Raw genomic sequence first — 23951 nt, 5'->3', positions numbered from 1 at the left:
CACGCAAATCTCAGGGGTTAGCGGCTGGCCGCCAGGGTAATCGACACCGATTCGGCAAAGCGCAGCGCATGGGGCTTGTCCACTTCGACTTCGGCGTACAGCACCGATTCATTGCTCATCACCAGGTCCAGCAGCTCCTGGGTCAGGCGCTCCAGCAGGGCAAAGCGGTTGCCTTCGACGTGGGCAATGATGGCCTTGGTGATGGTGCGGTAGTTCAGCGCGTGGTCGATGTCATTGTCGCGCACCGCCTCTTGGGCGGCATACAGGATGGTCAGGTTGATCAGCACATCCTGCTTGTTGAGGATCTCGTCCTCGTTGATGCCGATGTAGGTGCGCAGGCACAGGTCCTTGACCCGGATGCGCGCCATGCCTGGTTGAAGTTGTGGCATTGCTACTTGCTCCGTCCGATCAGTTGCAGGAACTCCATGCGCGTGGTGTTCGACTCGCGGAACGCGCCGAGCATCACCGAGGTGTTCATGGTTGAATTCTGTTTTTCCACGCCGCGCATCATCATGCACATGTGCCTGGCTTCGATCACCACCGCCACGCCGGCGGCCTGGGTCACTTGCTGGATGGCGTCGGCGATTTGCCGCGTGAGGTTTTCCTGGATCTGCAGGCGCCGCGCATACATGTCGACGATGCGCGCCAGCTTCGAAAGGCCGAGCACCTTGCCGGTCGGAATATAGGCCACGTGGGCCTTGCCGATAAAGGGCAGCAGGTGGTGCTCGCACAGCGAATACAACTCGATGTCCTTGAGGATCACCATCTCGTCATTGTCGGAGGTGAACAGCGCGCCGTTGACGATGTCATCCAGGTTCTGTTCGTAGCCGTGGCACAGGTACTGCATCGCCTTGGCTGCGCGCTTGGGGGTGTCGAGCAAACCTTCACGCTCCGGGTCTTCGCCCAGGCTCTTGAGGATCTCGCGGTAGTGTTGGGGCAGGGACAAGGTCATACAACATCCTCACAAACGGCTTACTTGATATGCCGCCCGCCGTTGACGGTCAGGGTGGTACCGGTGACATAGGGGTTGTCCAACAGGTAACGCACGCTCTGGTAAATCACCTCGGGCCCGGGTTCTGTGCCCAGTGCGGACTTGGCCAGCACCTTGGCACGGTAGGCAGCGTCGTCGCCCTCGTTGAACATCACCATCGCCGGGGCGATGCCGTTGACCTTGATCAGCGGCGCGAACTGCGCGGCGAACGACAGCGTGAGGCTGTCGAGCCCGGCCTTGGTGGCGCAATAGGCGATGTGCTGGCGGCTGCCCTTGCGCACCACGTCATCGCTGATGTGCACGATGTCGGCCGGTGTCGAGTGTTGCAGCAAGGGTGAACAATGCAGGTTGATCAGGTAGGGCGCAAGCATGTGTACGCTGAACATGTCGGTAAAGGCGCGGCTTTCGTCGCCGGGTGTTTCCGCGACCCACGCCGAGGCGTTGTGGATGATCGCGCGCAGGCTCTGGGTGTGGGTGTTCAGTTCGGCAATAAAGGCCATGACGCCGGCTTCGTTGGAGAAGTCGGCAAACACACCGATCGCCCCGCGCTCGCGCAGGGCTTGCACGCCAGGGCGTTCGCTGCGGTAGCTGAAAATCACCGCGTGGCCGTCGTCGAGCAAGCGCTGGGCGCAATGCAGGCCGACACGCTGGCCGGCGCCGGTGATCAGGATCGGGGCGTGTGTTGCAGTCATGGGGGGCTCGATTCGCTGGCAGGCTCAAATCATACCAGCGCCGCGGCCCCCTGTACTCACGCGGCGGCTTCGGTGGCCTTGCGCGGTGTTGGCGCCGGATGTAGCCAACTGGCCAGCAGGTGGGTCGACAGCGGAATGAACAGATAAACCATCAGCGGCGTCAGTGCCAGGGTGCTGACCAGCACGCGCGGGACCAGTTCCAAATCAGCGAGCAGCGGGCCCAGCACAAAGTTGAAGATCAGCGACACCGGGAAAAACGCCAGCCAGATTGCCACGGCCTGTTTCCAGCGCGGTGGCCGTGCGCCGACGGCGCCGAACCAGCCATCGATGCCACTCACACGATGCTCCGACGGGTCGGCGAACAGCTCGCTGCCACGGCCCAGCCAGGCACTGCGGGACGCGGAAAACTCCCAGGCATGCAGGGTTTTTTCGTCGGCAAAGCGGAAGATGATCTGGAATTCGTCATCATTGGGCGGCGGCGCAAGCACGCCTGAACCCAGGTAACCGGGAAAGTCCGTGGCCAATTGCTCGCCTTCGCGCAGCCAGGCCATCAACTCTTCGTAGCGACCTTTGGCCACGCGGCGCGCAACCATCAGGGTGACGGGTGAGGTAGACATTGTGTATCTCCAAATATACGGGTGCGCTGGGCCGGGTAGGCGGCGCACGAACATAGCGGCGGGGTAGTGCCGCTATGTAAAAACAGGCAAGGATTATTCCTGTTTTGCAAAAATACGCCAGTGGCATTGGTCCGAAGCTTCTGGCACTTGAAAAAGACAGGTCTAAAAGCGTTAAATGATTGCCCCGATCACCGTTGGTTTTTTGGTCTCAAATGCCCGTGATTACTGCTCCGCTTGATAGCAATTTGCATCTAGATACACCCGATTCAGATGAGCTGTTTCCGATTCGTGAAGTGTCGAGATTGACAGGCATAAACCCCGTCACCCTGCGTGCCTGGGAGCGCCGTTATGGCCTGATCCAGCCCACGCGCACCGAAAGCGGGCACCGCCTCTACTCCAAGGCCGATATTGAGACGGTCAATCGCATCCTCGACTGGATCGAGCGCGGCGTGGCCGTGAGCAAGGTCGGCAAGCTCCTCGCGCGTGATGATCAGCAGGCGCAAGCCGTGCGCGCTGAGCGTGATGTGGCCGGGGAAGCCGAGTGGCCGCAGTGGCGGGCGCGGTTGATGCAGGCGGTCAGTGCGTTCGACGATCGCCAGTTGGAGCATGTGTACGGGCAGATTTTTGCGACCTACCCCCCTCAGCGTGGCGTTCCAGGGCATCCTCATGCCCCTCTGGCAGGACCTGCTGCGCCATCAGGGCCGTTTTGGCCAGGCCAGTGAGTGGTTGTTCTTTGATGCCTTCTTGCGGGTGCAGGCCTTGCAGCGTCTGCAGGTTGCCTGTGCGTCGTCGGCACCACGGGTGCTGCTGGCAGCCCTGCCCGGCGAGTGTCGTAAATTGGAGTTGCTGGTGGCCGCGCTGTTGATCAGTCGCGACGACCTGGTGGTGAAGGTGCTCGCGATGGGGCAGCCGGTGGATGAGTTGATGCTGGTGTGTGAAAAAACCCGTCCCCAGGCGTTGATCGTGTATTCCAACCACTCACATGGACACGACCTGCCCAGTCGCCTGAACCGCTTGGCAATGACCCTGGAGTGCCCACTGTTTCTGGCGGGTGCGGCGTCGGACCTGGCCGAGAAGGACCTGGCTGGCTCTTCCGTGGGTTGCCTGGGCAATGACGGGCGCTTGATGCAGCGCCGCCTGCAGCAGTTTCTCAGTGGGCGCCTGGATACCTGAGATCAGGCGTGCACGTGGGGGTGGACCAACCGGTGTTGGTGCAGGATGAATTGGCGCAGGCGCTCGATCTCGTCCGCATCGCTCTGGCTCAGGCGATAGGCGAACAAGCCGCGCGCGGTTTCCCGCTCCAGCGTGCCGCGCAGGGCAATGCGTTCGTAACCGGAAGGGCTGAACCACAGGGCAAAGGTCTTGGGCGCTTTGACCCGGCCACGGATTTCCACCAGCACACCCTTGAATGACACTTCGTGCACCCACAGTGCGCCTGGCGTGCCCTTGATGTTCTCCAGTGCCACTGGCGATTCAAGCGCCAGGCGCCACGGGCGGATCATCGGGCCGTCTTCGAAAATGCTCGGCACGCCCAGGCGCAGATGCACCGCATGAAACTCATCCTCCACCAGGTGCAGCGGGAAGGTCAGTTGCTGGTTATCGAACTGCGCCTGGATCGTGACGTGGTCGTGAGCGGCCAGCCGGGTGAGCAAATCGCGGATCTGCGCTCCGCCGTTGACGGTCAGGCTCGACGACGCATCCCGCAGGTTGAGCTGGGGGTTGTGCTGCATGTTCTGAATGAAGTCCAGCTCATCCTGGGTCAGAAGCGCGTCGCGGTGCATTGATCGTGCTCAATGAAAGGGGTGTTAAAGTGCCATTATCCTCTCTACTGACCCCAATTTCTAAATTTTGTTAGATCCGCTCGTCGCTTTGAGGGCGGCCAGTTCGGCCTTGACCTCGGCCAGCTCGTTTTCCAGCTGGGCCACGCGTTGCTGGGCCTTGACCTGAAGGGTGACGTCTTTTTGTACGCCGACGAAGTAGGTCTGCTTGTCGGCCGCGTTGTACACCGTCGACAGCGACAGTTCGTTAAAGAAGTGCGTGCCGTCCTTGCGATAGTTGCGCAGGATTTCCCGGCACGCACCGCCGTTATCCAGTGCCTCACGAATGGCCATCAGCCCCGGTTGATCGCGATCTCCCGACTGCAAGAACCGGCAGTCCTGATACAGGATATCGTCCAGGGTGTAGCCAGTCAGCCGCTCGAATGCCGGGTTGACGTAGATCAGCGGCTTGTCCTTGCCTTCGCGTTCGGCGACGACGATCCCGTCGTTGGAGGCGTTGACGACCAGTTGCATCAGTTTGGCGTTGATCATTGAGCGGTCCATGGCTTGTTTTGGAGAATTGGAGTCTATGGCAACTTCTGAATGTTGCACGCGGCCCACTGAAATATTTGCATCTGCTGCTAATATCCCACGCTTTCACTCAACTACAGGATCAGATTGATGAAAGTCGCCATCCTTTCCGGCTCGGTCTACGGCACCGCTGAAGAAGTCGCCCGCCACGCCGCCGGTCTCCTCAACGCCGCCGGTTTTGAAGCCTGGCACAACCCGCGCGCCACCCTGGCAGACGTGCAAGCCTTCGCGCCCGATGCGTTCCTGGCGGTGACTTCGACCACGGGCATGGGTGAGTTGCCTGATAACCTGCAACCGCTGTATTCGAGCATCCGCGACCAATTGCCCGCCGCCTGGCGCGGCCTGCCAGGCGCGGTGATCGGCCTGGGCGACGCCAGCTACGGCGACACCTTCTGCGGCGGTGGCGAGCAACTGCGTGAGTTGTTCGGCGAGTTGGGTGTGCGCGAAGTGCTGCCGATGCTGCGTCTGGATGCCAGCGAAAGCGTGACCCCGGAAGCCGACGCCGAGCCGTGGCTGGCGGAACTGGTCACTGCACTGCGCGGTTGACCGGGTATTCGCGCAACAATGCCAGCCAGGCCTGGGCGGCTCTCGACAGATAAGCGCCGTCGCGCCAGATAAAGGCAATGTCCCAGCGCAGGAAGTCTGGCGCCTTGAGCGTCAGGCGCACCACGCCTGGCCGCACCAGCCCACGGGCGACGACGCTGGGCAGCAGCACCACGCCCTGGCCGGCGGCGACCAGCGCCACGAGAAAGTCCGCCTGGCCGCTGCGGCCAATTTCCTTCGGCGTAAAGCCCACGTGCTGACAGGCCTGCACCAGCCGGTCATTCAGCACAAAACTGCGCTGGTACATCAGGAACGGTGTGTCCGCCAATTCCTCAAGACGCACCTGAGCGTTTTCCGCCAGCGGATGGTCCATCGGCAACAAGGCGTCCAGCGGCTCATCGCAGAAGGCTTGCCAGGCGAAGGCCGGGTCACTGGGCATCAGGCTGCCGCCGACGTCCAGTTCACCGTTGAGAATCCCTTGTTCAATCGTGCGACTGCCGCCTTCCAGGAGCTGGATGGTGACGTTGGGGTAACGCCTGCGGTACTCGGCAAACAGCCCGGCGAACAACGTATCGCCGGCCAGCAGCGGCAAGCCCAGGCGCAGTTCGCCGCGAGCCAGTTGCTGCATGTCGTCCAGCTCGCTGAGCAACTCGGTCTGCAGGCGCAGCATCGCTTCGGCACGTTGCAATACCACCGCGCCGGCGGCGGTCAGGCGGATATGTGAGCCAGTGCGCTCCAGCAGCGGCGTGCCGAGGCTCTGTTCCAACTGTGCCACCTGTTTGCTCACGGCGGACTGGCTGATGTGCAAGGTTTTGCCGGCCTGGGTAAAACCACCGCGATGGATGACTTCGACAAAGCTGCGCAGCTGTTTGAATTCCATGGTCATGATTCCAGTTTGGAATAGTTTGCAGTCTAACAATTCGCTGTGGGTATGGGGCCGGCCTCTTTAAAATGGGCGCCTGCGAGGAACCCAAGCCCATGAAACGTTTCACCCGTCTGTTGATTGAATTGGTCGTGCTGCTGGCCATCTATTTTCTTGGCTGCCAACTGGCCGTATGGCTGGCGTGGCCGATTCCTGGCGGGGTGGTCGGGCTGGGCTTATTGCTGGCGACCTTCGCCAGCGGCCTGATAAAACCTGCCGCCCTGCAATTGGGCGCTGGTGTGTTGATGGCGGAGATGCTGTTGTTCTTTATTCCGGCCCTGATGAGCCTGCTGGACTACGGCGGCCTGGTGCGCAATGACGGCTGGCGCATCCTGCTGGTGATCGGCCTGAGTACCTTGGCGGTGATGCTGGTGACCGCGTTTACCGTGGAGTGGGTGTGCCGCTGGAGGCTGCGCCATGAAGCTTGAGCTGATGCCCCTGTTCTGGCTCGCCATGACCCTGGGCGCGTATGTGTTCAGCCGCTGGTTGTACCGTCGCACCGGGCGCTACCTGTTGTCGCCATTGATCCTTGTGCCGGTGCTGTTGCTGGCGGTGGCTGTGCCGATGAACACCGCCTATGCCGAATACGCGGCCGACACCCACTGGCTGATGCTGGTCCTCGGCCCGGTCACCGTGGCCTTCGCCGTGCCGATCTGGCAACAACGGCGCTTGCTCGCACGCCACTGGTCGGCTTTGCTGCTGGGCATGCTGGCGGGCAGCGTTGCATCCATCGCCACCTCGTTTGGCCTGGCCAAGGCGCTGGCGCTGGACAGCGCGGTGACGATGTCGCTGGTGCCGCGTTCCATCACCACGCCGTTCGCCATGCCGGTGTCGTCCGACCTCGGCGGCGTGCCAGAGCTGACCGCCGTGTTCGTGATGTTCACCGGCGTGTTCGGCGCCATGCTCGGTGGCGTGCTGCTTAAATGGCTGCCGTTGCGCACGCCACTGGCCCGTGGCGCTTTGTTTGGCGTGGGCGCCCATGGCGCCGGGGTCAGCCGGGCGCGGGAAGTGGGCGGCGAAGAAGGTTCGGTCGCAGGCCTGGTGATGGTGTTGACGGGGCTGCTCAACCTGTTCGCCGCGCCTTTATTGGCGGCGCTTCTCTGACGCCGTGCGCGTGGATTTCAACTATTCTCATGGCTGACTCGTTCGGTCATCAAGCTGGCTGCGAAGGCGACTCCCTTCCGTCGTGAGGTCTGTCTAGACTGGCCCATCACTCAAAAAAACAATAAGAAAGTGCGCCAAGGAGGTCGTTGACGTGAGCCTAGCCCCTGTTCTATCGCCACAAAATGTCCAAGCCCAGGTCAGCGCTGCCGAATGGCAAGCCCGTGTCGACCTGGCAGCCTGTTATCGCCTGGTGGCGTTGCACGGCTGGGATGACCTGATCTTCACCCACATCTCGGCCAAGGTGCCGGGCACCGATGACTTCCTGATCAACCCGTACGGGCTGATGTTTCACGAGATCACCGCGTCGAGCCTGGTCAAGGTCGATCAAGCCGGCAACAAGTTGATGGACGGCCCCTACGAGATCAACCCGGCGGGCTACACCATCCATAGCGCCATCCATGAAGTTCGCCACGACGTTACCTGCGTGCTGCATACCCACACCGCCGCCGGTGTCGCGGTGGCGGCGCAGAAACAGGGTGTGTTGCCGATCAGCCAGCAATCGATCTTCGTGCTGGCGAGCCTGGCCTATCACGCCTACGAAGGCGTGGCACTGAACCACGAGGAAAAGGCCCGGTTGCAGGCCGACCTGGGCGACAACAATTTCCTGATGCTGCACAACCACGGCCTGCTGACCTGCGGCAGCACCATCGCCGACACCTTCCTGATGATGTTCACATTCCAGCGTGCCTGCGATATCCAGGTGCTGGCGCAAAACGGCGGCGCCGAGTTGATCCCCATCGGCCCGCAGATTCTGGCCGGGGCCAAGGCGATGGTGGCGGCTGTTACCAAAAGCGCACAAGGCATGGGGGGCGCGCTGGCCTGGCCGGCGTTGCTGCGTAAGTTGGACAGCATCGATCCTGGGTATAAAACCTGATGCCACTCGCCGAGATCCCGCTCAGAGCCTGGCGCAAGCGCGGCCAGAGTTTCGTCTTCCGTGGTCGTACCATCCGCTACTGGGTGGCGGGGCAGGGCGAGCCGTTGCTGCTGATCCATGGTTTCCCTACGGCCAGTTGGGACTGGCATTACCTGTGGCAGCCCCTGGCCCAGCGCAACCTGGTGATTGCCTGCGACATGCTCGGCTTTGGCGACTCGGACAAACCCCTCGATCACGAGTACTGCCTGCTGGAGCAGGCCGATGTGCAACAGGCGCTGCTGGAGTATTTGAGTGTGGATCAGCCGGTGCATGTGCTGGCCCATGACTACGGCGACAGCGTTGCCCAGGAATTGCTCGCGCGGCATTACGAAGGGCGCTTTCTGATGGCCAGTTGCGTGTTTCTCAACGGCGGCCTGTTTCCCGAAACCCATCGGCCTGCGCTGGTGCAAAAACTCTTGCTCAGCCCTCTTGGCTGGATGATTGGCCGCGCCTTTGGGCGCAATGCCTTGTCCGATAGCTTCCGCCAGATCTTCGGCCCGGATACCCGCCCCAGCGAAAGCGCCCTGGATGATTTCTGGAGCCTGCTCAACTGCAACGATGGCACGCGGATCCTGCACAAGCTGATTGCCTATATCCCCCAGCGTCGCCGGATGCGTGACCGTTGGGTGGAGGCGATGCAGCGTCTGGACGTGCCGCTGCGGGTGATTGACGGCGAGGCTGACCCGATTTCCGGTGCGCATATGGTGGCGCGTTATCAGCAACTGGTGCCCGAGGCGGATACGGTGTTGCTGACGAATATCGGCCACTACCCGCAGATCGAGGCGCCGGTGCAGGTGCTCAAGCACTACCTGGCGTTTCGCGAGCGGATTGCCGGGCCGGTGCCCTACATGGCCTATTCCTGAATTCACACAGTTCAACTGTGGGAGAGGGCTTGTGTGGGAGCTGGCCTGTTCCACAGTGAGAGCAGCGCCGGCCCCTTGGCCATCATCCCCCAGCCTTATCGCGCACCATTCAGCCCTGGCTGACTTTATTGTGACCCAAGGCCCCGTGCCTGACACTCAACCCATTCCCATTGTCGCCAGCGGAGTTCGGTATGAGTGAGTCAGTGCAGTTCCAGGATAAGGTCGTGATCGTCACCGGTGCCGGCGGCGGGTTGGGCCGGGCCCATGCGCTGCTGTTCGCCCGGCACGGGGCCAAGGTGTTGGTCAATGACTTGGGCGGCTCGACCCAGGGCGAAGGCGCCAATGCCTCGGCCGCTGACCGTGTGGTCGCTGAAATCCGCGCCGCTGGCGGTATTGCCGAAGCCAACCATGACTCCGTCACCGACGGTGACAAGATTGTGCAGCACGCGCTGGAAGTGTTCGGTCGCATCGACGTGGTGGTCAACAATGCCGGGATTCTGCGCGACAAGACCTTCCACAAAATGGACGACAGCGACTGGGACCTGGTTTACCGGGTGCATGTCGAAGGTGCCTACAAAGTCACCCGCGCCGCCTGGCCGCACATGCGCGAGCAAGGCTACGGCCGGGTGATCTTTACGGCTTCCACCTCCGGCATCTACGGCAACTTCGGTCAGTCCAACTACGGCATGGCCAAGCTCGGGTTGTATGGCTTGACCCGCACCCTGGCGCTGGAAGGGCGCAAGAACAACATCCTGGTCAACGCCATCGCCCCTACTGGTGGCACGCGCATGACCGAAGGCCTGATCCCGCCGCAAGTGTTCGAGCGCCTCAAGCCGGAGCTGGTCAGCCCGCTGGTGGTGTACCTGGGCAGCGCGGCGTGCGAGGACACCGCCGGCCTGTTCGAAGTGGGCGGCGGCTGGATCGGCAAGACCCGCTGGGAGCGCAGCCTCGGCGTGGGGTTTGACCCGGAAGCCGGCTTCTCGCCCGACGACGTGGCCGCGCATTGGCAGCAGATCTGCGACTTCGAAGGCGCCGCCCACCCCAAGGACAACATCGAAGCCCTGAAGGAAATGATGGCCAACTTGCAGAAGTACAGCCTTTGATCGTTGCTTGAACAACAGTGAATCGTGCGGGGCGCCAAGGGCGCCCCGTTTTATTCCGGGCATAAAAAAGGCCGCTGCATAGGCAGCGGCCGAAGTAAGACGTTGGATCAAGGAGCAACAAATCCACGTCAGTGAACACGGGTAACAGATTGAAAACAGGCATCAATCCAGCTAAGTCTGGCTGTTCTTCCGGTGGGGGAAGCGGGCCGTTTGCCCTGAGAGCGCGCTAAGAATAGTCGGTTGTAACAAAATGAGTAATAGCGCTTCAGGACAAGGACTGTTACCGATACGGCAACAGTCGCCGGGCGCGCCATCCACTGGCTTGATAAGCCACCATCCATTCGGTCCATACCCCCGCCCAAACCCGCTGCCAGCACGGCTGCTCATCCTTTCGAGCGACAACACGAATCCCTCCTTGGTGCGCTTATCGCTCCTGATGCGCGGCAGTAGGGTGGGGCCTTCTGTCACTCACCGGGGAAGACGCATGACAAAAACAACAATGCGCGCCATCTTCACGCCTCAGGCGCTGGCCGCTGCGGTTGCACTGGGTTGCTGTGCGCAGGCGCAGGCTGTTTCATTCAACATTGGCGAGATCGAAGGGCAATTCGACTCCTCGCTGTCGGTCGGCGCGAGTTGGGGCATGCGCGATGCCGATAAAAAGCTGGTGGGCACCGTCAATGGCGGCACCGGGCAAGCGTCTACCGGGGATGATGGACGACTGAACTTCAAGAAGGGCGAAACCTTCTCCAAGATCTTCAAGGGCCTGCACGACCTGGAGCTCAAGTACGGCGACAGCGGCATGTTTGTCCGCGGCAAATATTGGTACGACTTCGAACTGCAGGACGAAGACCGCGAATTCAAGCAGATCAGCAACCACCACCGCGACGAAGGCGCGCGCTCATCCGGCTACCAACTGCTGGATGCCTTCGTCTATCACAACTATTCCATTGGCGACCAACCGGGCAACGTGCGCCTGGGCAAGCAGGTGGTCAGTTGGGGCGAGAGCACCTTTATCGGTAACTCCATCAACAGCATCAACCCCATCGACGTGTCGGCCTTCCGCCGCCCCGGCGCGGAGATCAAGGAAGGGCTGATCCCGGTGAACATGCTGTTCGGCTCCCAGAGCCTGACCAACCAACTGACGGTGGAAGGCTTCTACCAGTTGAACTGGCAAAACACCGTGCTGGATAACTGCGGCACGTTCTTTGGTGGCGACGTCGCGGCCCATGGTTGCAATGGCAACTACACCGTGGGCAACCCGGCAATTGCGCCGTTGCAACCGGTGGCCGCCGCGTTCGGGCAGGGTTTTCAAGTGACGCGTGAAGGGGTGATCGTACAGCGCGCCCGGGATCGCGAAGCCCGCGACGGCGGCCAGTTCGGCGCAGCCTTGCGCTGGCTGGGGGACGACACCGAGTACGGCCTGTACTTCATGAACTACCACAGCCGCACGCCGACCGTGGGCACCATCACCAACAACACCAGCCTGGCCACGCTCGGCGCGATCTCTGGCGCAGCCAACGGCATCGCGCCCGGCACCGGTTCAGGGCTGGTCCAGAGCCTGATGCTCGGCCGTGGCCAGTACTACCTCGACTACCCGGAAAACATCCGCCTGTTCGGCGCCAGTTTCTCCACCACCTTGCCCACCGGCACGGCGTGGACCGGTGAAATCAGCTACCGCCCGAATGCCCCGGTGCAACTCAACACCACCGACCTGACCCTGGCCCTGATCAACCCGGTCGCCGGCCAGGCGGCGTCGCCGATCCGCAGCAACTTCGGCGACGACAACAAAGGCTACCGCCGCAAGGAAATCACCCAGATTCAAAGCACCATGACCCAATTCTTCGACCAGGTGCTGGGCGCCGAACGCCTGACGTTGGTCGGTGAAGCGGCCTTCGTCCACGTCGCTGGACTGGAAGACAAATCCAAGCTGCGTTACGGCCGTGACTCGGTCTACGGCGCCTATGGGTTCCAGGGTGACACCGACGGTTTTGTCACGGCCAACTCCTGGGGCTACCGCGCCCGGGCGATCCTTGACTATAACAACGCGATCTTCGGGGTGAACCTCAAGCCCAACCTGTCGTGGTCCCATGACGTCGCCGGCTACGGCCCCAACGGCCTGTTCAACAAAGGCGCCAAGGCCATCAGCGTCGGCGTGGATGCGGATTACCGCAGCACCTATACCGCCAGCCTGAGCTACACCGACTTTTTCGGCGGCGACTACAACACCCTCACCGACCGCGACTTCCTCGCCCTCAGCTTCGGCGTGAACTTCTGATCTGGCTAAAAGAAGGACAAGACTCCATGCGTAAGACACTTGCTGTATTGGCTCTGAGTTTGCTGGCGGCCCATGTCATGGCCGCCGTATCGCCCGAAGAAGCCGCCAAGCTTGGCACCAGCCTCACCCCGGTGGGCGCCGAAAAAGCCGGCAACGCCGACGGCTCGATCCCGGCCTGGACCGGTGGCATTCCTACAAACGCGGGCGCGGTGGACAGCAAAGGCTTTCTCGCCGACCCGTTCGCCAGTGAAAAACCGCTGTTCGTGATCACCGCCGCCACCGTCGACAAGTACAAGGACAAACTCTCCGAAGGCCAGGTGGCGATGTTCAAGCGCTACCCCGAGACCTACAAGATCCCGGTGTACACCACCCACCGCACGGTCAACCTGCCGGCGGACATCTACGAGTCGATCAAGCGCAGCGCGCTGAACGTCAAGCCGATCAACGACGGCAACGGCCTGGAAAACTTCACCGGAAACCGCTACTACGCCTTCCCGATTCCGAAAAATGGCGTGGAAGTGCTGTGGAACCACATCACCCGCTACCACGGCGGCAACCTGCGCCGCATCATCACCCAGGCCACGCCGCAGACCAACGGCAGCTACACGCCGATCCGCTTCGAAGAAGAAGTGGCGGTGCCGCAACTGATCCCGGACATGGATCCGGCCAAGGCGGCCAACGTGCTGACCTTCTTCAAGCAATCGGTGACCGCGCCCGCGCGCCTGGCGGGCAACGTGCTGCTGGTGCACGAAACCCTCGACCAGGTGAAAGAACCGCGCCTGGCGTGGATCTACAACGCCGGCCAACGCCGCGTACGCCGTGCGCCGCAAGTGGCGTATGACGGGCCGGGCACCGCGTCCGACGGCCTGCGTACGTCCGACAACTTCGACATGTTCTCCGGCGCGCCCGACCGCTATGACTGGAAACTGGTGGGCAAGAAGGAGATGTACATCCCCTACAACAGCTACAAGCTCGATCAACCGACCCTCAAGTACGACGACATCATCAAGGCCGGCCATATCAACCAGGACCTGACCCGCTACGAACTGCACCGCGTGTGGGAAGTGGTCGGCACGGTCAAGCCGAGTGAGCGGCACATCTACGCCAAGCGCCACATGTACATCGACGAAGACAGCTGGCAAGTGGCGCTGGTGGATCACTACGACGGCCGTGGCCAACTGTGGCGGGTCGCCGAGGGCCACGCGCAGTTCTACTACAACCACCAGACCCCGGCCTACACCGTGGAAACCCTGTACGACATCATCGCCGGGCGCTACATCGCGCTGGGTATGAAGAACGAGGAGAAGAGCAGCTTTGTGTTTGGCTTCAATGCCAAGGCCGCCGATTACACCCCAGCTGCGCTGAGGGCTGAAGGCGTACGCTGATTTAAGAGGTGAAATGCAATCCAAATGTGGGAGTGGGCTTGTGTGGGAGCGGGCTTGCTCGCGAATACAGTGTGTCAGTCACAGCTGTTTTGACTGACTCGCCGCCTTCGCGAGCAAGCCCGCTCCCACACAAGCCAGCTCCCACATTGTGTTGTGCACACCTTGAGTTTTATGGCCATCAATCACCCCGCTGAATACTTCTTCAACAACCCTTAGCCACAGGACTAGGGTACGCATCAGGTTGCATAACAATAAAAAAGCAGGATGCAGCAATGACCGCCATGACACGCTGCCTGGACCGTCCTGGATTCATGCCCCGGCTGTCCGCCCACCATCTGCTGCGCCCGCGCCTGGCCGCGCCTTTGTTGGCGGCGCAGGCCCGGGTCAAGTTGCTCTGCGCCCCCGGCGGCAGCGGCAAGAGCGCGTTGCTGGCCGAGTGCGCCTTGCAGGCGCCCAACGGTTGCCAGGTGTATTGGCTGCCGCTCAATGGCATCACCCTCAGCCCGCTGGAGTTATGCCAGCGCCTGGCCCTCAACCTCGGCCTGGCCTTTACCGATGAAGCCACGCTGCTGCTCGACCTCGCTCGTTGGCAGGCCCCGGCGTGGCTGTTCCTGGATGATTTCAACCGCCTGCCCGCGCCCGAGTTGGATGCGTTGCTCGACCGCCTGCTTACCGCCAGCAGCCCGGCGTTGACCTGGTGGCTCGGCGCCCGGCGGCGGCCGATCTGCAACTGGCCGCGCTTGCTGCTCGACGATGAGTTGCTGGAGTGCAGCAGCAGCGAGTTGGCCTTCAACGGCGCGGAAATCCAGGTGCTGTTGAGCCCCGGGCACAGCGTGGACAGTGTCATGCAGTTCAGCGCCGGCTGGTGCGCCGGTGTGCGCATCGCCTTGCTCGGCGACGGGCACCCGGACAAGACCTTGCTCGATTACCTGCAACACGAACTGTTCAGCACCTTGCCCGCCGAACTCGCCGAGGCCTGGCGGGTGCTCGCCCATTTACCGCGTTTCAACGCTGGCTTGTGCGAGCACCTGTTCGGCTTTGGCGACGGCGATCAGTACCTGCATGATTTGCAGGCCCTTGGCGCCTACATCCAGCCGTGGGAAGACGCCGCCGACTGGCTGCAAGTGTTCCCGCCCCTGGCGCACTTGCTGCGCGATGAACCTTGGCCGGCCAAGCGCTCCTGGCACCGGCGCGCCTGCCAGTGGTTCACCGCCGAACAGGACTGGCAAGCGGCGTTCGAGCAAGCGCTGCTGGCCGAAGAGTACGAGGTGGCGGTGAGCCTGTTGCAACACTTCAGCTTCGAGGACTTGTTTCGCCAGCAAAACGCCGTGCTGCTGTTGCGCCTGCACGAGCAGCATGGCGATGAATTGATGCTCGGTTCGGCGCAATTGGTCGGCTTGGTCACGGCGGCCTTGCTGTTTGCCGGGCGCTTTGATCAGGCGGCGCAGTGCATCGATCAATTGGCGCGTTTTGCGCCGCAACCCACGGCGGCGCAACAGGCCTATCTGCTGGGGCGCTGGCAGGCGCAGTGGGGCTGGTTGCTGCACCTGCGCGGCGATGCCGACGGCTCGCGCGGGCATTTTCTCGAAGCCTTGCAAGCGTTGCCCGACAGCGCCTGGACGTCGCGTCTGATGTGCCTGTCGGGGCTGACTCAGCAAGCCTTGCTGCGCGGCGAGCTGGACGTGGCCCAGGCCTTGAGCCGCGAGGCGCTGTGCCTGGCCCGTGCCCACGGCTCGTTAGTGCTGGAGGCACTGCTGGAGTTGGACCACGCCCAGTTGCTGGAGCAGCGCGGCGCACCTTATCGCGCACAAAGCCTGCTGGAAGGCGTGCAGGCGATGTTGCTCAAGCAGCGCCTCAAGGCCGGGCCGTTGGTGGGGCGTATCGCCTTGCGCCGTGGGCATCTGGCGTTGCGTCAAGGGCAGGACGTGTTGGCCGCCGAGTGTTTCGACGCCGGCTTGCCGATGTGCCTGCACAGCCAGGACAAACGCGTGCTTTATGGTTTTCTCGGCCTGGCGCTGTTGGCGGCCAACCGCGGTGATTACGCCCAGGCCTTTGTGCAGCTGCGCGACGCCGAGCGGCTGATGCAGCAGCGTCTGGTGCCGGAATCGGTGTATCGCGCTGTGTTGCTGCTGGTCAGTGGGCACTTCTGGTTGCAGCAGGGCCGCGTCGAGTTGACGGTGGAAGCGGTGCGCCGGGTGCTGCGCCACTTCCGTGGGCCGCAGGCCAAGCAAGCGCCGCCGGCGACGTTGGAATTGATTCCGCGTCTGGAATATCTGTTGGTGCTGGCCGAGGTGAAACTAGGCTGTGCCGAGCAACCGCTGGAGCGCTTGAGCGCCTTGCTGGCGACTGTCCAGCAGCGCGGCATGTTGTGCCTGGAAACCGAATTGCACCTGGTGCTGGGCGAGGTGGCCTGGCACCTCGGCGACTCGACTCAAGCGCGGCGTTCGTTGCAGGCCGGTTTGGAACTGGCGGCACGTTGCCAGGTGCAGCAGGCGATTCGCGAGCTGCGTTTGCGCTCGCCGGGGTTGTTGAGTGACGTGGGGCTTGAAGCGCCAGTGTCGCCCGCCGGCACGGCGGAAAACCCCCTGAGCCAGCGCGAACTGGAAGTGCTGCAATTGATCGCGCAGGGCAGCTCCAACCTGGAAATCGCCGACCGCCTGTTTATCTCCCTGCACACGGTCAAGACCCACGCGCGGCGCATCCATAGCAAGCTCGGCGTGGAGCGGCGCACACAAGCAGTGGCCAAGGCGAAGACGCTGGGCTTGATGGTCTAGGCGCAGAATGCCTGGCGGTATTCGCCGGGCGTGGCGCCCATGGCCTGGCGGAAGCGGCTGGTGAAGTGGCTGGCGCTGGAAAAACCGCACATCAGGGCGATCTCGCCAAGGGGCAGGGCGCCACTGCGCAGCAGTGCCTGGGCTCGGGTCAAACGGCGCGCCAGCAGGTATTGATGGGGCGGCAGGCCGAAGCTTTGGCGGAACATCCGCGCAAAGTGGTATTCCGACAGCGCGCACAACCCGGCCAATTGGCTGAGACTGATGGGGTCTTCGAGGTGCTGGTCGATGTACTCCACCAACAGCCGCCGCTGGTACGCCGCCAACCCGCCTTTTAAACGCAACCCCTCGCGTGCGCCGACCTGGCTGAGCAGGGTGTGGCTGAGCATTTCATGGGCCAGGCTGCTGGTCAGCAGGCGTTCGGCGGGTTCGTGCCAGTTGAGGGCGATCAACTGGTGGAAGCGCCGGGCTTGGCTGGCGTCCTCCAGAAAGGTGCTTTCGCGCAGTTGCAGCGCACGCGGTTCGCGGTCGAGCAAGGTGACGCAACCGAGGGCGAACTGTTCCGGGCTGAAATACACATGGGCCAGGCGGATCTCGCCGTTGATCACCCAGGCCGACTGGTGCTCGGCGGGCAGGATGCACAGCTTGTCGGGACCGCCCTTGGTGCCCGGCTGGTCGCGTCGGAACGTACCGGTGCCACCGCCTATGTAGCAGGACAAGGTGTGATGGCTCGGCGCCTGGTAATCCTGGGCGTCGTGATGGTTGCTCCACAAGGCCGCAGACAAGCCGTCACCGAGCTCGGCGCAGGCTTCGAGGCGAGCGTTGGGCGAGCGGTTAAGGGCTTGAAAGACTTGCAGGGATTCCAGTTCGGGCATGGTGAGCACTCGTTGACACCTTGCATCCTACTCCGCGGCGCTGGCGCTGTGATCCTGCGGGCCGACAAAAGCGCAAGAATCTGCAAGAGACTTGCCCGGGTTGGGGGCGACACTGAGGCTCAATCGATGGAGCCCGCTATGAACCTTTCCCTGTATTTACTCACCGTGCTGATCTGGGGCACCACCTGGATTGCCCTCAAATGGCAGCTGGGCGTGGTGGCGATCCCGGTGTCCATCGTCTATCGCTTCGGTCTTGCCGCGCTGGTGCTGTTTGCGTTGTTGCTGCTCAGCCGCAAGTTGCAGGTGATGAACCGGCGCGGGCACTTGATCTGCCTGGCCCAGGGCCTGTGCTTGTTCTGCGTGAATTTCATGTGCTTCTTGACGGCCAGCCAGTGGATCCCCAGCGGCCTGGTAGCGGTGGTGTTTTCCACGGCCACGTTGTGGAACGCGCTGAACGCCCGGGTGTTTTTTGGCCAGCGCGTGGCGCGCAACGTGTTGATGGGCGGCGGCCTGGGCTTGCTGGGGCTGGGCTTTCTGTTCTGGCCGGAACTGGCCGGGCACACCGCCAGCCCGCAGACCTTGTTGGGTCTGGGTTTGGCGTTGCTCGGGACCATGTGTTTCTCGGCGGGCAACATGTTGTCGAGCCTGCAACAGAAGGCCGGGCTCAAGCCATTGACCACCAACGCCTGGGGCATGGCCTATGGTGCGGCGATGTTGGCGACCTATTGCGCGGTGCGCGGGATCCCCTTCGAGATGGACTGGAGCGCGCGGTACATCGGCGCGTTGTGGTACCTGGTGATCCCGGGCTCGGTGATCGGGTTTACCGCGTACCTGACCCTGGTCGGGCGCATGGGGCCGGAGCGTGCGGCATATTGCACGGTGTTGTTCCCGGTGGTGGCGCTGAATGTGTCGGCGTTTGCCGAAGGCTATCAATGGACCGGGCCGGCGTTGGTGGGGTTGGTGTTGGTGATGTTGGGGAATGTGTTGGTGTTTCGTAAGCCTAAGCCGGCTGAGCATGTGAGCCCGGTCTTCAAGGCGAAGCAAATCTAATGTGGGAGCGGGCTTGCTCGCGAAAGCGGTGTGTCAGTCAATATATCTGTCACTGATACACCGCATTCGCGAGCAAGCCCGCTCCCACACAAGCCCGTTCACACATTGGACTGAGGTGTTATTTGAGACCGAGGCGCTTGGCCATGCGGCCGAGGTTGGCGCGGTCCAGGCCCAGTTCGCGGGCCGCACTGGCCCAATTGTGCTGATGGCGCTCCAGGCAGGCGCTGATGATCTGGCGCTGAAAGTGCTCGGTGGCCTGGCGCAGGTCGCCGGTGACCACGGGGATCTCGTCGACCGGGGCTTCGATGGCGGGCGCGGTAACGTCCGGCAAGTCCAGGTCCTGGGCGCTGAGGCTGAGAATCTTCGGCCGTTCGCGACAGTTGCCCAGGGCTTTCAGCGCGCTGCGGCCGATCAAGTGTTCCAACTCGCGCACATTGCCCGGCCAGTTATAGGCCAGCAGTGCCGCCTGGGCGTCGCTGGTCAGGCGCAGGCTGCCCAGGCCCATGCGCGAGCGGTTCTGTTCGAGGAAGAAACCGGCCAGCAGCAACACATCCCGCCCGCGTTCGCGCAGGGCCGGCACTTGCAGCGGGTACACGCTGAGGCGGTGGTAGAAGTCGGCGCGGTAGCGGCCATTGCGCACTTCTTCGGCGAGGTCGCGGTTGGTGGCAGCGATCAGGCGCACGTCCACGTGATGCTCCTTGTCCGAACCCAGGCGTTGCAACTGGCCGCTTTGCAGCACGCGCAGCAGCTTTGCCTGCACGGTCAGGGACAGTTCACCCACCTCATCCAGGAACAGCGTGCCGCCATTGGCCAGCTCAAACTTACCGCGGCGCTCGTTCAACGCACCGGTGAACGCCCCGCGCACATGCCCGAACAGCTCGCTTTCCACCAGGGTTTCCGGCAAGGCTGCGCAGTTGAGGCTGATCAGCGGTTTGTCCGCACGGGGCGAGGCGGCGTGGATCGCCTGGGCGACCAACTCCTTGCCCACCCCGGTTTCGCCGGTGATCAGCACGGTGAGGTCGCTGCCGCCCACCAGCTTGATCTCTTCCACCAGGCGCTTGTGGGGTTTGCTTTGGCCGATCATTTCCTTGTGCTGCTGGCCGCTGGCCTCGCGGTAGATTTCGGCGCGCAGGGTCAGGCGCTCGATCCGCTCGGCGACGTTGACGGTGGCGGCGGCAAGGCTGGCGAAGGCTTGCAGGGCGTCCAGTTCGACCCGCTCGAAGCGCTCGGTGTCGAGGGCATCGAGGGTCAGCAGGCCCCAGGGCTTGTCGTCGACAAACAGCGGGCAGCCCATGCAGTCGTGGACTTCCAACTGCCCATGCAGGCCGGCGACCAGGCCGTCGTAGGGGTCGGGCAATTCGCTGTCGCTGTCGAAGCGCGTCGGCCCGGGGCTGCTCAACAGCACTTCAAAACGTGGGTGCTCGCTGACTTTGAAACGTCGGCCAAGGGTGTCGGGGCTCAAGCCGTCCACCGCCAGCGGAACCAGCCACTCACCGTCCAGGCGCAACAGCGCGGCGGCATCGCAGGGCAGCAGGGCGCGCATGGCTTGCAACAAGCGGCGGTAACGCTCGCCTTCGGGCAGTTCGCGGGATAGGTCGGCGACCAGGGGCAGCAGGGTGGTGAGCAGCGATTGCGCAGTCATAATGACTCCTTGTAGTCCTTATGACTATAATGTGTAGGAAGTCATACTGACTACATATTCTTCAAGTCATTGAAATATAAGGGTTTATAAGTTGGCATGAATACTGACTAGGTAAAGGCAATCAGTAAAAAGACCCAGGAGTCTGCCATGCTTAGTGCCCAAGACCGTGCCATCGTCAAATCCACTGTGCCCCTGCTGGAAAGCGGCGGCGAAGCGCTGATCACCCATTTCTACCGCATGATGCTGTCCGAGTACCCCGAGGTGCGCCCACTGTTCAACCAGGCCCACCAGGCCAGCGGCGACCAGCCTCGCGCCCTGGCTAACGGCGTGCTGATGTATGCGCGGCATATCGATCAGCTGGATCAGTTGGGTGACTTGGTGGCGAAGATCATCAACAAGCACGTGGCCTTGCAGATCCTGCCGGAGCATTACCCAATTGTCGGCGCGTGCCTGCTGCGTGCCATTTCCGAAGTGCTGGGCAGCGAGATTGCCACCCCTGAGGTGATGAATGCCTGGGGCGCGGCCTATGGCCAGTTGGCGGATATCCTGATCGGTGCCGAAACAGCCATCTACGACGAGAAAGCCCAGGCCCCGGGCGGCTGGCGCGGTGCGCGGGCGTTCACGCTGGTCAAGCGCGTGGAAGAGAGCGCCGAGATCATTTCCTTCTACTTTGCGCCTGTGGATAACGGCCCGATCCTGGCAGCTGCGCCGGGTCAGTACATCGGCATGAAGCTGGTGCTGGATGGCGAGGAAGTGCGCCGCAACTATTCCCTGTCGGCCTTGAGCGATGCCGGGCAATACCGCATCAGCGTCAAACGCGAGGCGGGTGGGCGGGTGTCCAACTACCTGCATGATCAAGTACCGGTCGGCGCGACCATCGACCTGTTCCCGCCTTCGGGAGAGTTCACCCTGGCCGCTGGCGACAAACCGCTGGTGTTGATCAGCGGCGGGGTGGGCATCACGCCAACCCTGCCGATGCTTGAAGCGGCGTTGGCAACTGGGCGTGCGGTGCACTTTATCCACTGTGCGCGTAACGGCGGGGTGCATGCGTTCCGCGATTGGGTGGATGCCCTGGCGGCCAAGCATCCGCAGCTGCAGCGCTTTTATTGCTATGCCGAGGACGATGGCGTGAGCCCGGCGGCGGATAAGGTTGGGTTGCTCAGCCAGGAACAATTGGCTGAGTGGTTGCCCGAACAGCGTGACATCGATGCCTACTTCCTTGGGCCTAAAGGCTTCATGGGCGCGATCAAGCGCCACCTCAAGGCGTTGGGTGTGCCGGAGAAGCAAAGCCGTTATGAGTTCTTTGGTCCGGCGGCGGCCTTGGAATAAGACCTGAAGGTTCACACTGTGCAAAATGTGGGAGCGGGCTTGCTCGCGAAGGCGGTGGATCAGTCACCAGATGTATTGGCTGGCACACCGCCTTCGCGAGCAAGCCCGCTCCCACATTTGCATCTGCATTTCTCCAGATTAATCTCCTGTTAACCCCCTTCTGTTTAAACCTCTCTCTGTGTGTAAACTTGCGGCCATTGGCACGACCAGACAAAGGGAAACTGAGATGAGTGACGAATTGCGTTTAGGCAGGGAGCGGCGCTTTCTGGTGTTGCTGGGCATCATCTGCCTGGCGCTGATCGGCGGTGCGCTTTATATGCAGGTGGTGCTGGGCGAGGCACCGTGCCCGCTGTGCATCCTGCAACGCTATGCGTTGCTGCTGATCGCGATCTTCGCTTTCATCGGCGCGGCGATGCGCCGTAAAGGGGCGATCACCCTGTTCGAAGGCCTGGTGGTGCTCAGCGCCCTCGGCGGCGTGGCGGCAGCCGGCCATCACGTGTACACCCAGTTCTTCCCCCAGGTCAGCTGCGGCATTGATGTGCTGCAACCGATCGTCGACGACCTGCCCCTGGCCAAGGTGTTCCCCCTGGGCTTCCAGGTCGATGGTTTCTGCAGCACGCCGTATCCGCCGGTGCTGGGCCTGTCCCTGGCGCAATGGGCGCTGGTGGCGTTTGTGCTGACTGTGATCCTGGTACCCCTGGGCATTTACCGCAACCGTCAACGCCAGGCCTGAACCCATCGGGCAAAACGCCCCGGTCTTCCTGAGGGAAGGCCGGGGCGTTTTTGTTTGTAGGGATTTGTGAAGGGAGCGTGACGCCGGACAATTACGGGTGCGCGCAGCGTGCGACATGTTGTCACACGGAAGCTGCCGCAGGACGTTTCCCGCTCGCGGATTGCCCCATTAAATTTGCCTAAAACGCGCAATTTGTGCTGTCAGTTCGTGGTTTGGGCAGTGATGGGCAGCGCACGCTGTCCGCGCCTTTGCGTGATGTCCGAATGCCTTGTTTTATGGGGACTTTGCTGCGTTTTGCATGCCCTTACAGAGCGTAAGGGCTGTGGTGGATTGAGCAATAACACGGCAATTTTTGTGGTTTTTGTTGAGAATCGAACACGATAAGATCGCGAACCTTTGCGGTTTTGGTGAAGGATTGTTGCTGGAATCGATAAAAATTATTTCTTTATAAGACATGGTTTATACATCGCTAGCTAACTACAATCGCCCGCACTGAATGTCCGGTGCTGTTCAATATTTGAGCACTGGAGCGGTCGAGGGGCAGATGGACGGCTCTGTGCGACCCCAAGGTTCCGGCAGCCTTTCAACTATCCGCACCAAATGGAATTGGTCTGTAACAAGGCCTTTAACCACGAAATCGAATAAGAACTCACCGCAGGTCCGTGAAACGCGCCGTTATGGCGTGATGGGCAGGCTCTTATTCAATCGAAGAGAAATGCCAACCCTTGGCAGGGTGAAGTGTTGGCGATCAAAACCCAACTGCATTGCGCAAGCTGCTTTAGAGGTCGTGAGATGAGTAAAAACAGGTACCCCCGATTACTAGGCTTTTTGCCGCTGATTGGCATGCTGTTAATGCTGGGAGGCTGCAAGTGGACCTTGATGGACCCAAAAGGACAGATCGGTCTGGATCAACGAAACCTGATCATCACCGCTACCCTGCTGATGCTGCTGGTCGTGGTCCCTGTGATCATCATGACCTTCGCCTTCGCCTGGAAATACCGCGCGTCGAACACCAGCGCGACCTACGCGCCGAAGTGGTCGCACTCCACCAAGATTGAAATCGCGGTGTGGCTGGTTCCGGTCCTCATCATCATCGCCCTGGGTTACATCACCTATAAGTCGACCCACGAGCTGGACCCGTACCGTCCGCTGGTCTCCGACGTCAAGCCGATCAACATCGAAGTGGTCGCGCTGGACTGGAAGTGGCTGTTCATCTACCCGGACCTGGGTATCGCCACGGTCAACGAGATCCAGTTCCCGGAGAACACCCCGCTTAACTTCCGGATCACCTCCGACGCCGTGATGAACTCGTTCTTCATCCCAGCCCTGGGCGGTCAGATCTATGCGATGGCAGGCATGCAGACTCGCCTGCACCTGATCGCCAACGAAAAAGCTGTAATGGAAGGCATCTCCGCTAACTACAGCGGCGCTGGCTTCACCGGCATGAAATTCAAAGCGATCTCGACAAGCCAGGAAGACTTCAACGCCTGGGTAGCCGAAGTCAAGGCCGCACCTAAACAGCTTGATCAAGCTGAATACGATGCCCTGACCAAACCAAGCCAGAACAACCCAGTCGCTCTGTACTCCACGTATGAGCCGGACCTGTTTCAGAAAATCGTCGACAAGTACGAAGGTATGAAGCCAGGCAAGCCGGTCAAGCACGAGAAGAAAGAAGTGGCCGCGGTTGAAGGTTCTGACACGGGCTCGCATTCAACTGCTGGGGCAGAGGAGTAAA

The 23951-nt window shown here is 61.8% G+C and carries 22 protein-coding genes and 2 pseudogenes; 14 read left to right on the top strand and 10 right to left on the bottom strand.

All coding sequences use genetic code 11. The annotated features are described in order from the left end of the window. Positions 1–17 precede the first annotated feature (17 nt). The 4 genes from folX to DBR46_RS12545 are packed head-to-tail and all read right to left on the bottom strand — an operon-like array spanning position 18 to position 2300. The gene (gene folX, locus DBR46_RS12560; protein WP_003176029.1) at positions 18–389 is read right to left on the bottom strand and encodes a dihydroneopterin triphosphate 2'-epimerase; all 372 of its coding nucleotides are present in this window, start codon (positions 387–389) and stop codon (positions 18–20) included. 2 nt (positions 390–391) lie between these two features. Further along, positions 392–952 (bottom strand): GTP cyclohydrolase I FolE, encoded by a 561-nt coding sequence (gene folE / locus DBR46_RS12555; RefSeq protein WP_017735035.1) that lies wholly within the window; start codon positions 950–952, stop codon positions 392–394. A gap of 20 nt (positions 953–972) precedes the next feature. Beyond that, positions 973–1683 carry a dihydromonapterin reductase gene (folM, locus tag DBR46_RS12550; RefSeq protein ID WP_124526455.1) on the bottom strand — a complete coding sequence of 237 codons (711 nt, stop codon included), beginning with the start codon at positions 1681–1683 and terminating at the stop codon, positions 973–975. A gap of 56 nt (positions 1684–1739) precedes the next feature. Then, the gene (locus tag DBR46_RS12545) at positions 1740–2300 is read right to left on the bottom strand and encodes an antibiotic biosynthesis monooxygenase (protein ID WP_124526454.1); all 561 of its coding nucleotides are present in this window, start codon (positions 2298–2300) and stop codon (positions 1740–1742) included. 212 nt (positions 2301–2512) lie between these two features. On the opposite strand from DBR46_RS12545, the pseudogene DBR46_RS12540 reads away from it, so the two are divergent. Continuing rightward, a pseudogene (locus tag DBR46_RS12540) lies at positions 2513–3473 on the top strand (MerR family transcriptional regulator). Positions 3474–3475: 2 nt separating this feature from the next. On the opposite strand, the gene DBR46_RS12535 reads toward DBR46_RS12540, so the two are convergent. Continuing rightward, positions 3476–4081, bottom strand: coding sequence for a hypothetical protein (locus tag DBR46_RS12535; RefSeq protein ID WP_124526453.1), 606 nt, complete (start codon positions 4079–4081; stop codon positions 3476–3478). 60 nt (positions 4082–4141) lie between these two features. Then, complete coding sequence (locus DBR46_RS12530) at positions 4142–4609, bottom strand: PAS domain-containing protein (protein WP_124526452.1); 468 nt, start codon at positions 4607–4609, stop codon at positions 4142–4144. A gap of 129 nt (positions 4610–4738) precedes the next feature. On the opposite strand from DBR46_RS12530, the gene DBR46_RS12525 reads away from it, so the two are divergent. Further along, entirely contained in the window at positions 4739–5194 is a 456-nt protein-coding gene (locus tag DBR46_RS12525; RefSeq protein WP_124526451.1) for a flavodoxin, read from the top strand. On the opposite strand, the gene DBR46_RS12520 is transcribed toward DBR46_RS12525, so the two are convergent. Continuing rightward, the gene (locus DBR46_RS12520; protein ID WP_124526450.1) at positions 5175–6071 is read right to left on the bottom strand and encodes a LysR family transcriptional regulator; all 897 of its coding nucleotides are present in this window, start codon (positions 6069–6071) and stop codon (positions 5175–5177) included. The genes DBR46_RS12525 and DBR46_RS12520 overlap by 20 nt on opposite strands. 98 nt (positions 6072–6169) lie before the next feature. On the opposite strand from DBR46_RS12520, the gene DBR46_RS12515 reads away from it, so the two are divergent. The 8 genes from DBR46_RS12515 (at position 6170) to DBR46_RS12475 (ending at position 16590) form a co-directional block, all read left to right on the top strand. Next, positions 6170–6541, top strand: coding sequence for a CidA/LrgA family protein (locus DBR46_RS12515; protein WP_124526449.1), 372 nt, complete (start codon positions 6170–6172; stop codon positions 6539–6541). Further along, on the top strand, positions 6531–7217 hold the full coding sequence (locus DBR46_RS12510) for an LrgB family protein (RefSeq protein WP_124526448.1): 687 nt from the start codon (positions 6531–6533) through the stop codon (positions 7215–7217). The genes DBR46_RS12515 and DBR46_RS12510 overlap by 11 nt, the downstream gene beginning before the upstream one ends. Before the next feature lie 151 nt (positions 7218–7368). Beyond that, entirely contained in the window at positions 7369–8151 is a 783-nt protein-coding gene (locus DBR46_RS12505) for a class II aldolase/adducin family protein (RefSeq protein ID WP_124526447.1), read from the top strand. Continuing rightward, entirely contained in the window at positions 8151–9053 is a 903-nt protein-coding gene (locus DBR46_RS12500) for an alpha/beta fold hydrolase (protein ID WP_124526446.1), read from the top strand. The genes DBR46_RS12505 and DBR46_RS12500 overlap by 1 nt, the downstream gene beginning before the upstream one ends. A gap of 191 nt (positions 9054–9244) precedes the next feature. Next, positions 9245–10156, top strand: a complete 912-nt coding sequence (locus DBR46_RS12495) for an SDR family oxidoreductase (RefSeq protein WP_124526445.1) — start codon at positions 9245–9247, stop codon at positions 10154–10156. Positions 10157–10640: 484 nt separating this feature from the next. Next, positions 10641–12431 (top strand): DUF1302 domain-containing protein, encoded by a 1791-nt coding sequence (locus DBR46_RS12490; protein WP_124526444.1) that lies wholly within the window; start codon positions 10641–10643, stop codon positions 12429–12431. A gap of 26 nt (positions 12432–12457) precedes the next feature. Further along, positions 12458–13816, top strand: a complete 1359-nt coding sequence (locus tag DBR46_RS12485) for a DUF1329 domain-containing protein (protein ID WP_124526443.1) — start codon at positions 12458–12460, stop codon at positions 13814–13816. 272 nt (positions 13817–14088) lie between these two features. Then, positions 14089–16590, top strand: coding sequence for a LuxR C-terminal-related transcriptional regulator (locus DBR46_RS12475; RefSeq protein WP_124526442.1), 2502 nt, complete (start codon positions 14089–14091; stop codon positions 16588–16590). Here the strand turns inward: DBR46_RS12475 and DBR46_RS12470 are convergent. Further along, positions 16587–17462, bottom strand: a complete 876-nt coding sequence (locus tag DBR46_RS12470; RefSeq protein WP_124526441.1) for a helix-turn-helix domain-containing protein — start codon at positions 17460–17462, stop codon at positions 16587–16589. The genes DBR46_RS12475 and DBR46_RS12470 overlap by 4 nt on opposite strands. A gap of 138 nt (positions 17463–17600) precedes the next feature. Between DBR46_RS12470 and DBR46_RS12465 the strand changes: the two genes are divergently transcribed. Next, positions 17601–18512 carry a DMT family transporter gene (locus DBR46_RS12465; RefSeq protein ID WP_124526440.1) on the top strand — a complete coding sequence of 304 codons (912 nt, stop codon included), beginning with the start codon at positions 17601–17603 and terminating at the stop codon, positions 18510–18512. 118 nt (positions 18513–18630) lie between these two features. Here DBR46_RS12465 and norR read toward each other — a convergent pair whose 3' ends face one another. Beyond that, positions 18631–20154 carry a nitric oxide reductase transcriptional regulator NorR gene (gene norR, locus DBR46_RS12460; protein ID WP_124526439.1) on the bottom strand — a complete coding sequence of 508 codons (1524 nt, stop codon included), beginning with the start codon at positions 20152–20154 and terminating at the stop codon, positions 18631–18633. A 147-nt stretch (positions 20155–20301) separates the two neighbouring features. On the opposite strand from norR, the gene hmpA reads away from it, so the two are divergent. Continuing rightward, positions 20302–21483: an NO-inducible flavohemoprotein gene (hmpA, locus tag DBR46_RS12455; protein WP_124526438.1), complete on the top strand. Its 1182-nt coding sequence runs from the start codon at positions 20302–20304 to the stop codon at positions 21481–21483. Between the two features lie 226 nt (positions 21484–21709). Further along, complete coding sequence (locus tag DBR46_RS12445) at positions 21710–22216, top strand: disulfide bond formation protein B (protein WP_124526437.1); 507 nt, start codon at positions 21710–21712, stop codon at positions 22214–22216. 473 nt (positions 22217–22689) lie between these two features. On the opposite strand, the pseudogene DBR46_RS30685 reads toward DBR46_RS12445, so the two are convergent. Then, positions 22690–22981 (bottom strand): annotated as a pseudogene (locus DBR46_RS30685) (hypothetical protein). Between the two features lie 27 nt (positions 22982–23008). On the opposite strand from DBR46_RS30685, the gene cyoA reads away from it, so the two are divergent. After that, positions 23009–23950, top strand: coding sequence for a ubiquinol oxidase subunit II (gene cyoA / locus DBR46_RS12435; protein WP_026136523.1), 942 nt, complete (start codon positions 23009–23011; stop codon positions 23948–23950). The last annotated feature ends 1 nt before the right edge of the window (position 23951 follow it).

It is taken from the genome of Pseudomonas sp. KBW05, assembly GCF_003852405.1.
Taxonomy (GTDB): Bacteria; Pseudomonadota; Gammaproteobacteria; order Pseudomonadales; family Pseudomonadaceae; genus Aquipseudomonas.
Note: the sequence above shows the minus strand (reverse complement) of the source record. Positions and strands in the feature narration are given on the sequence as shown.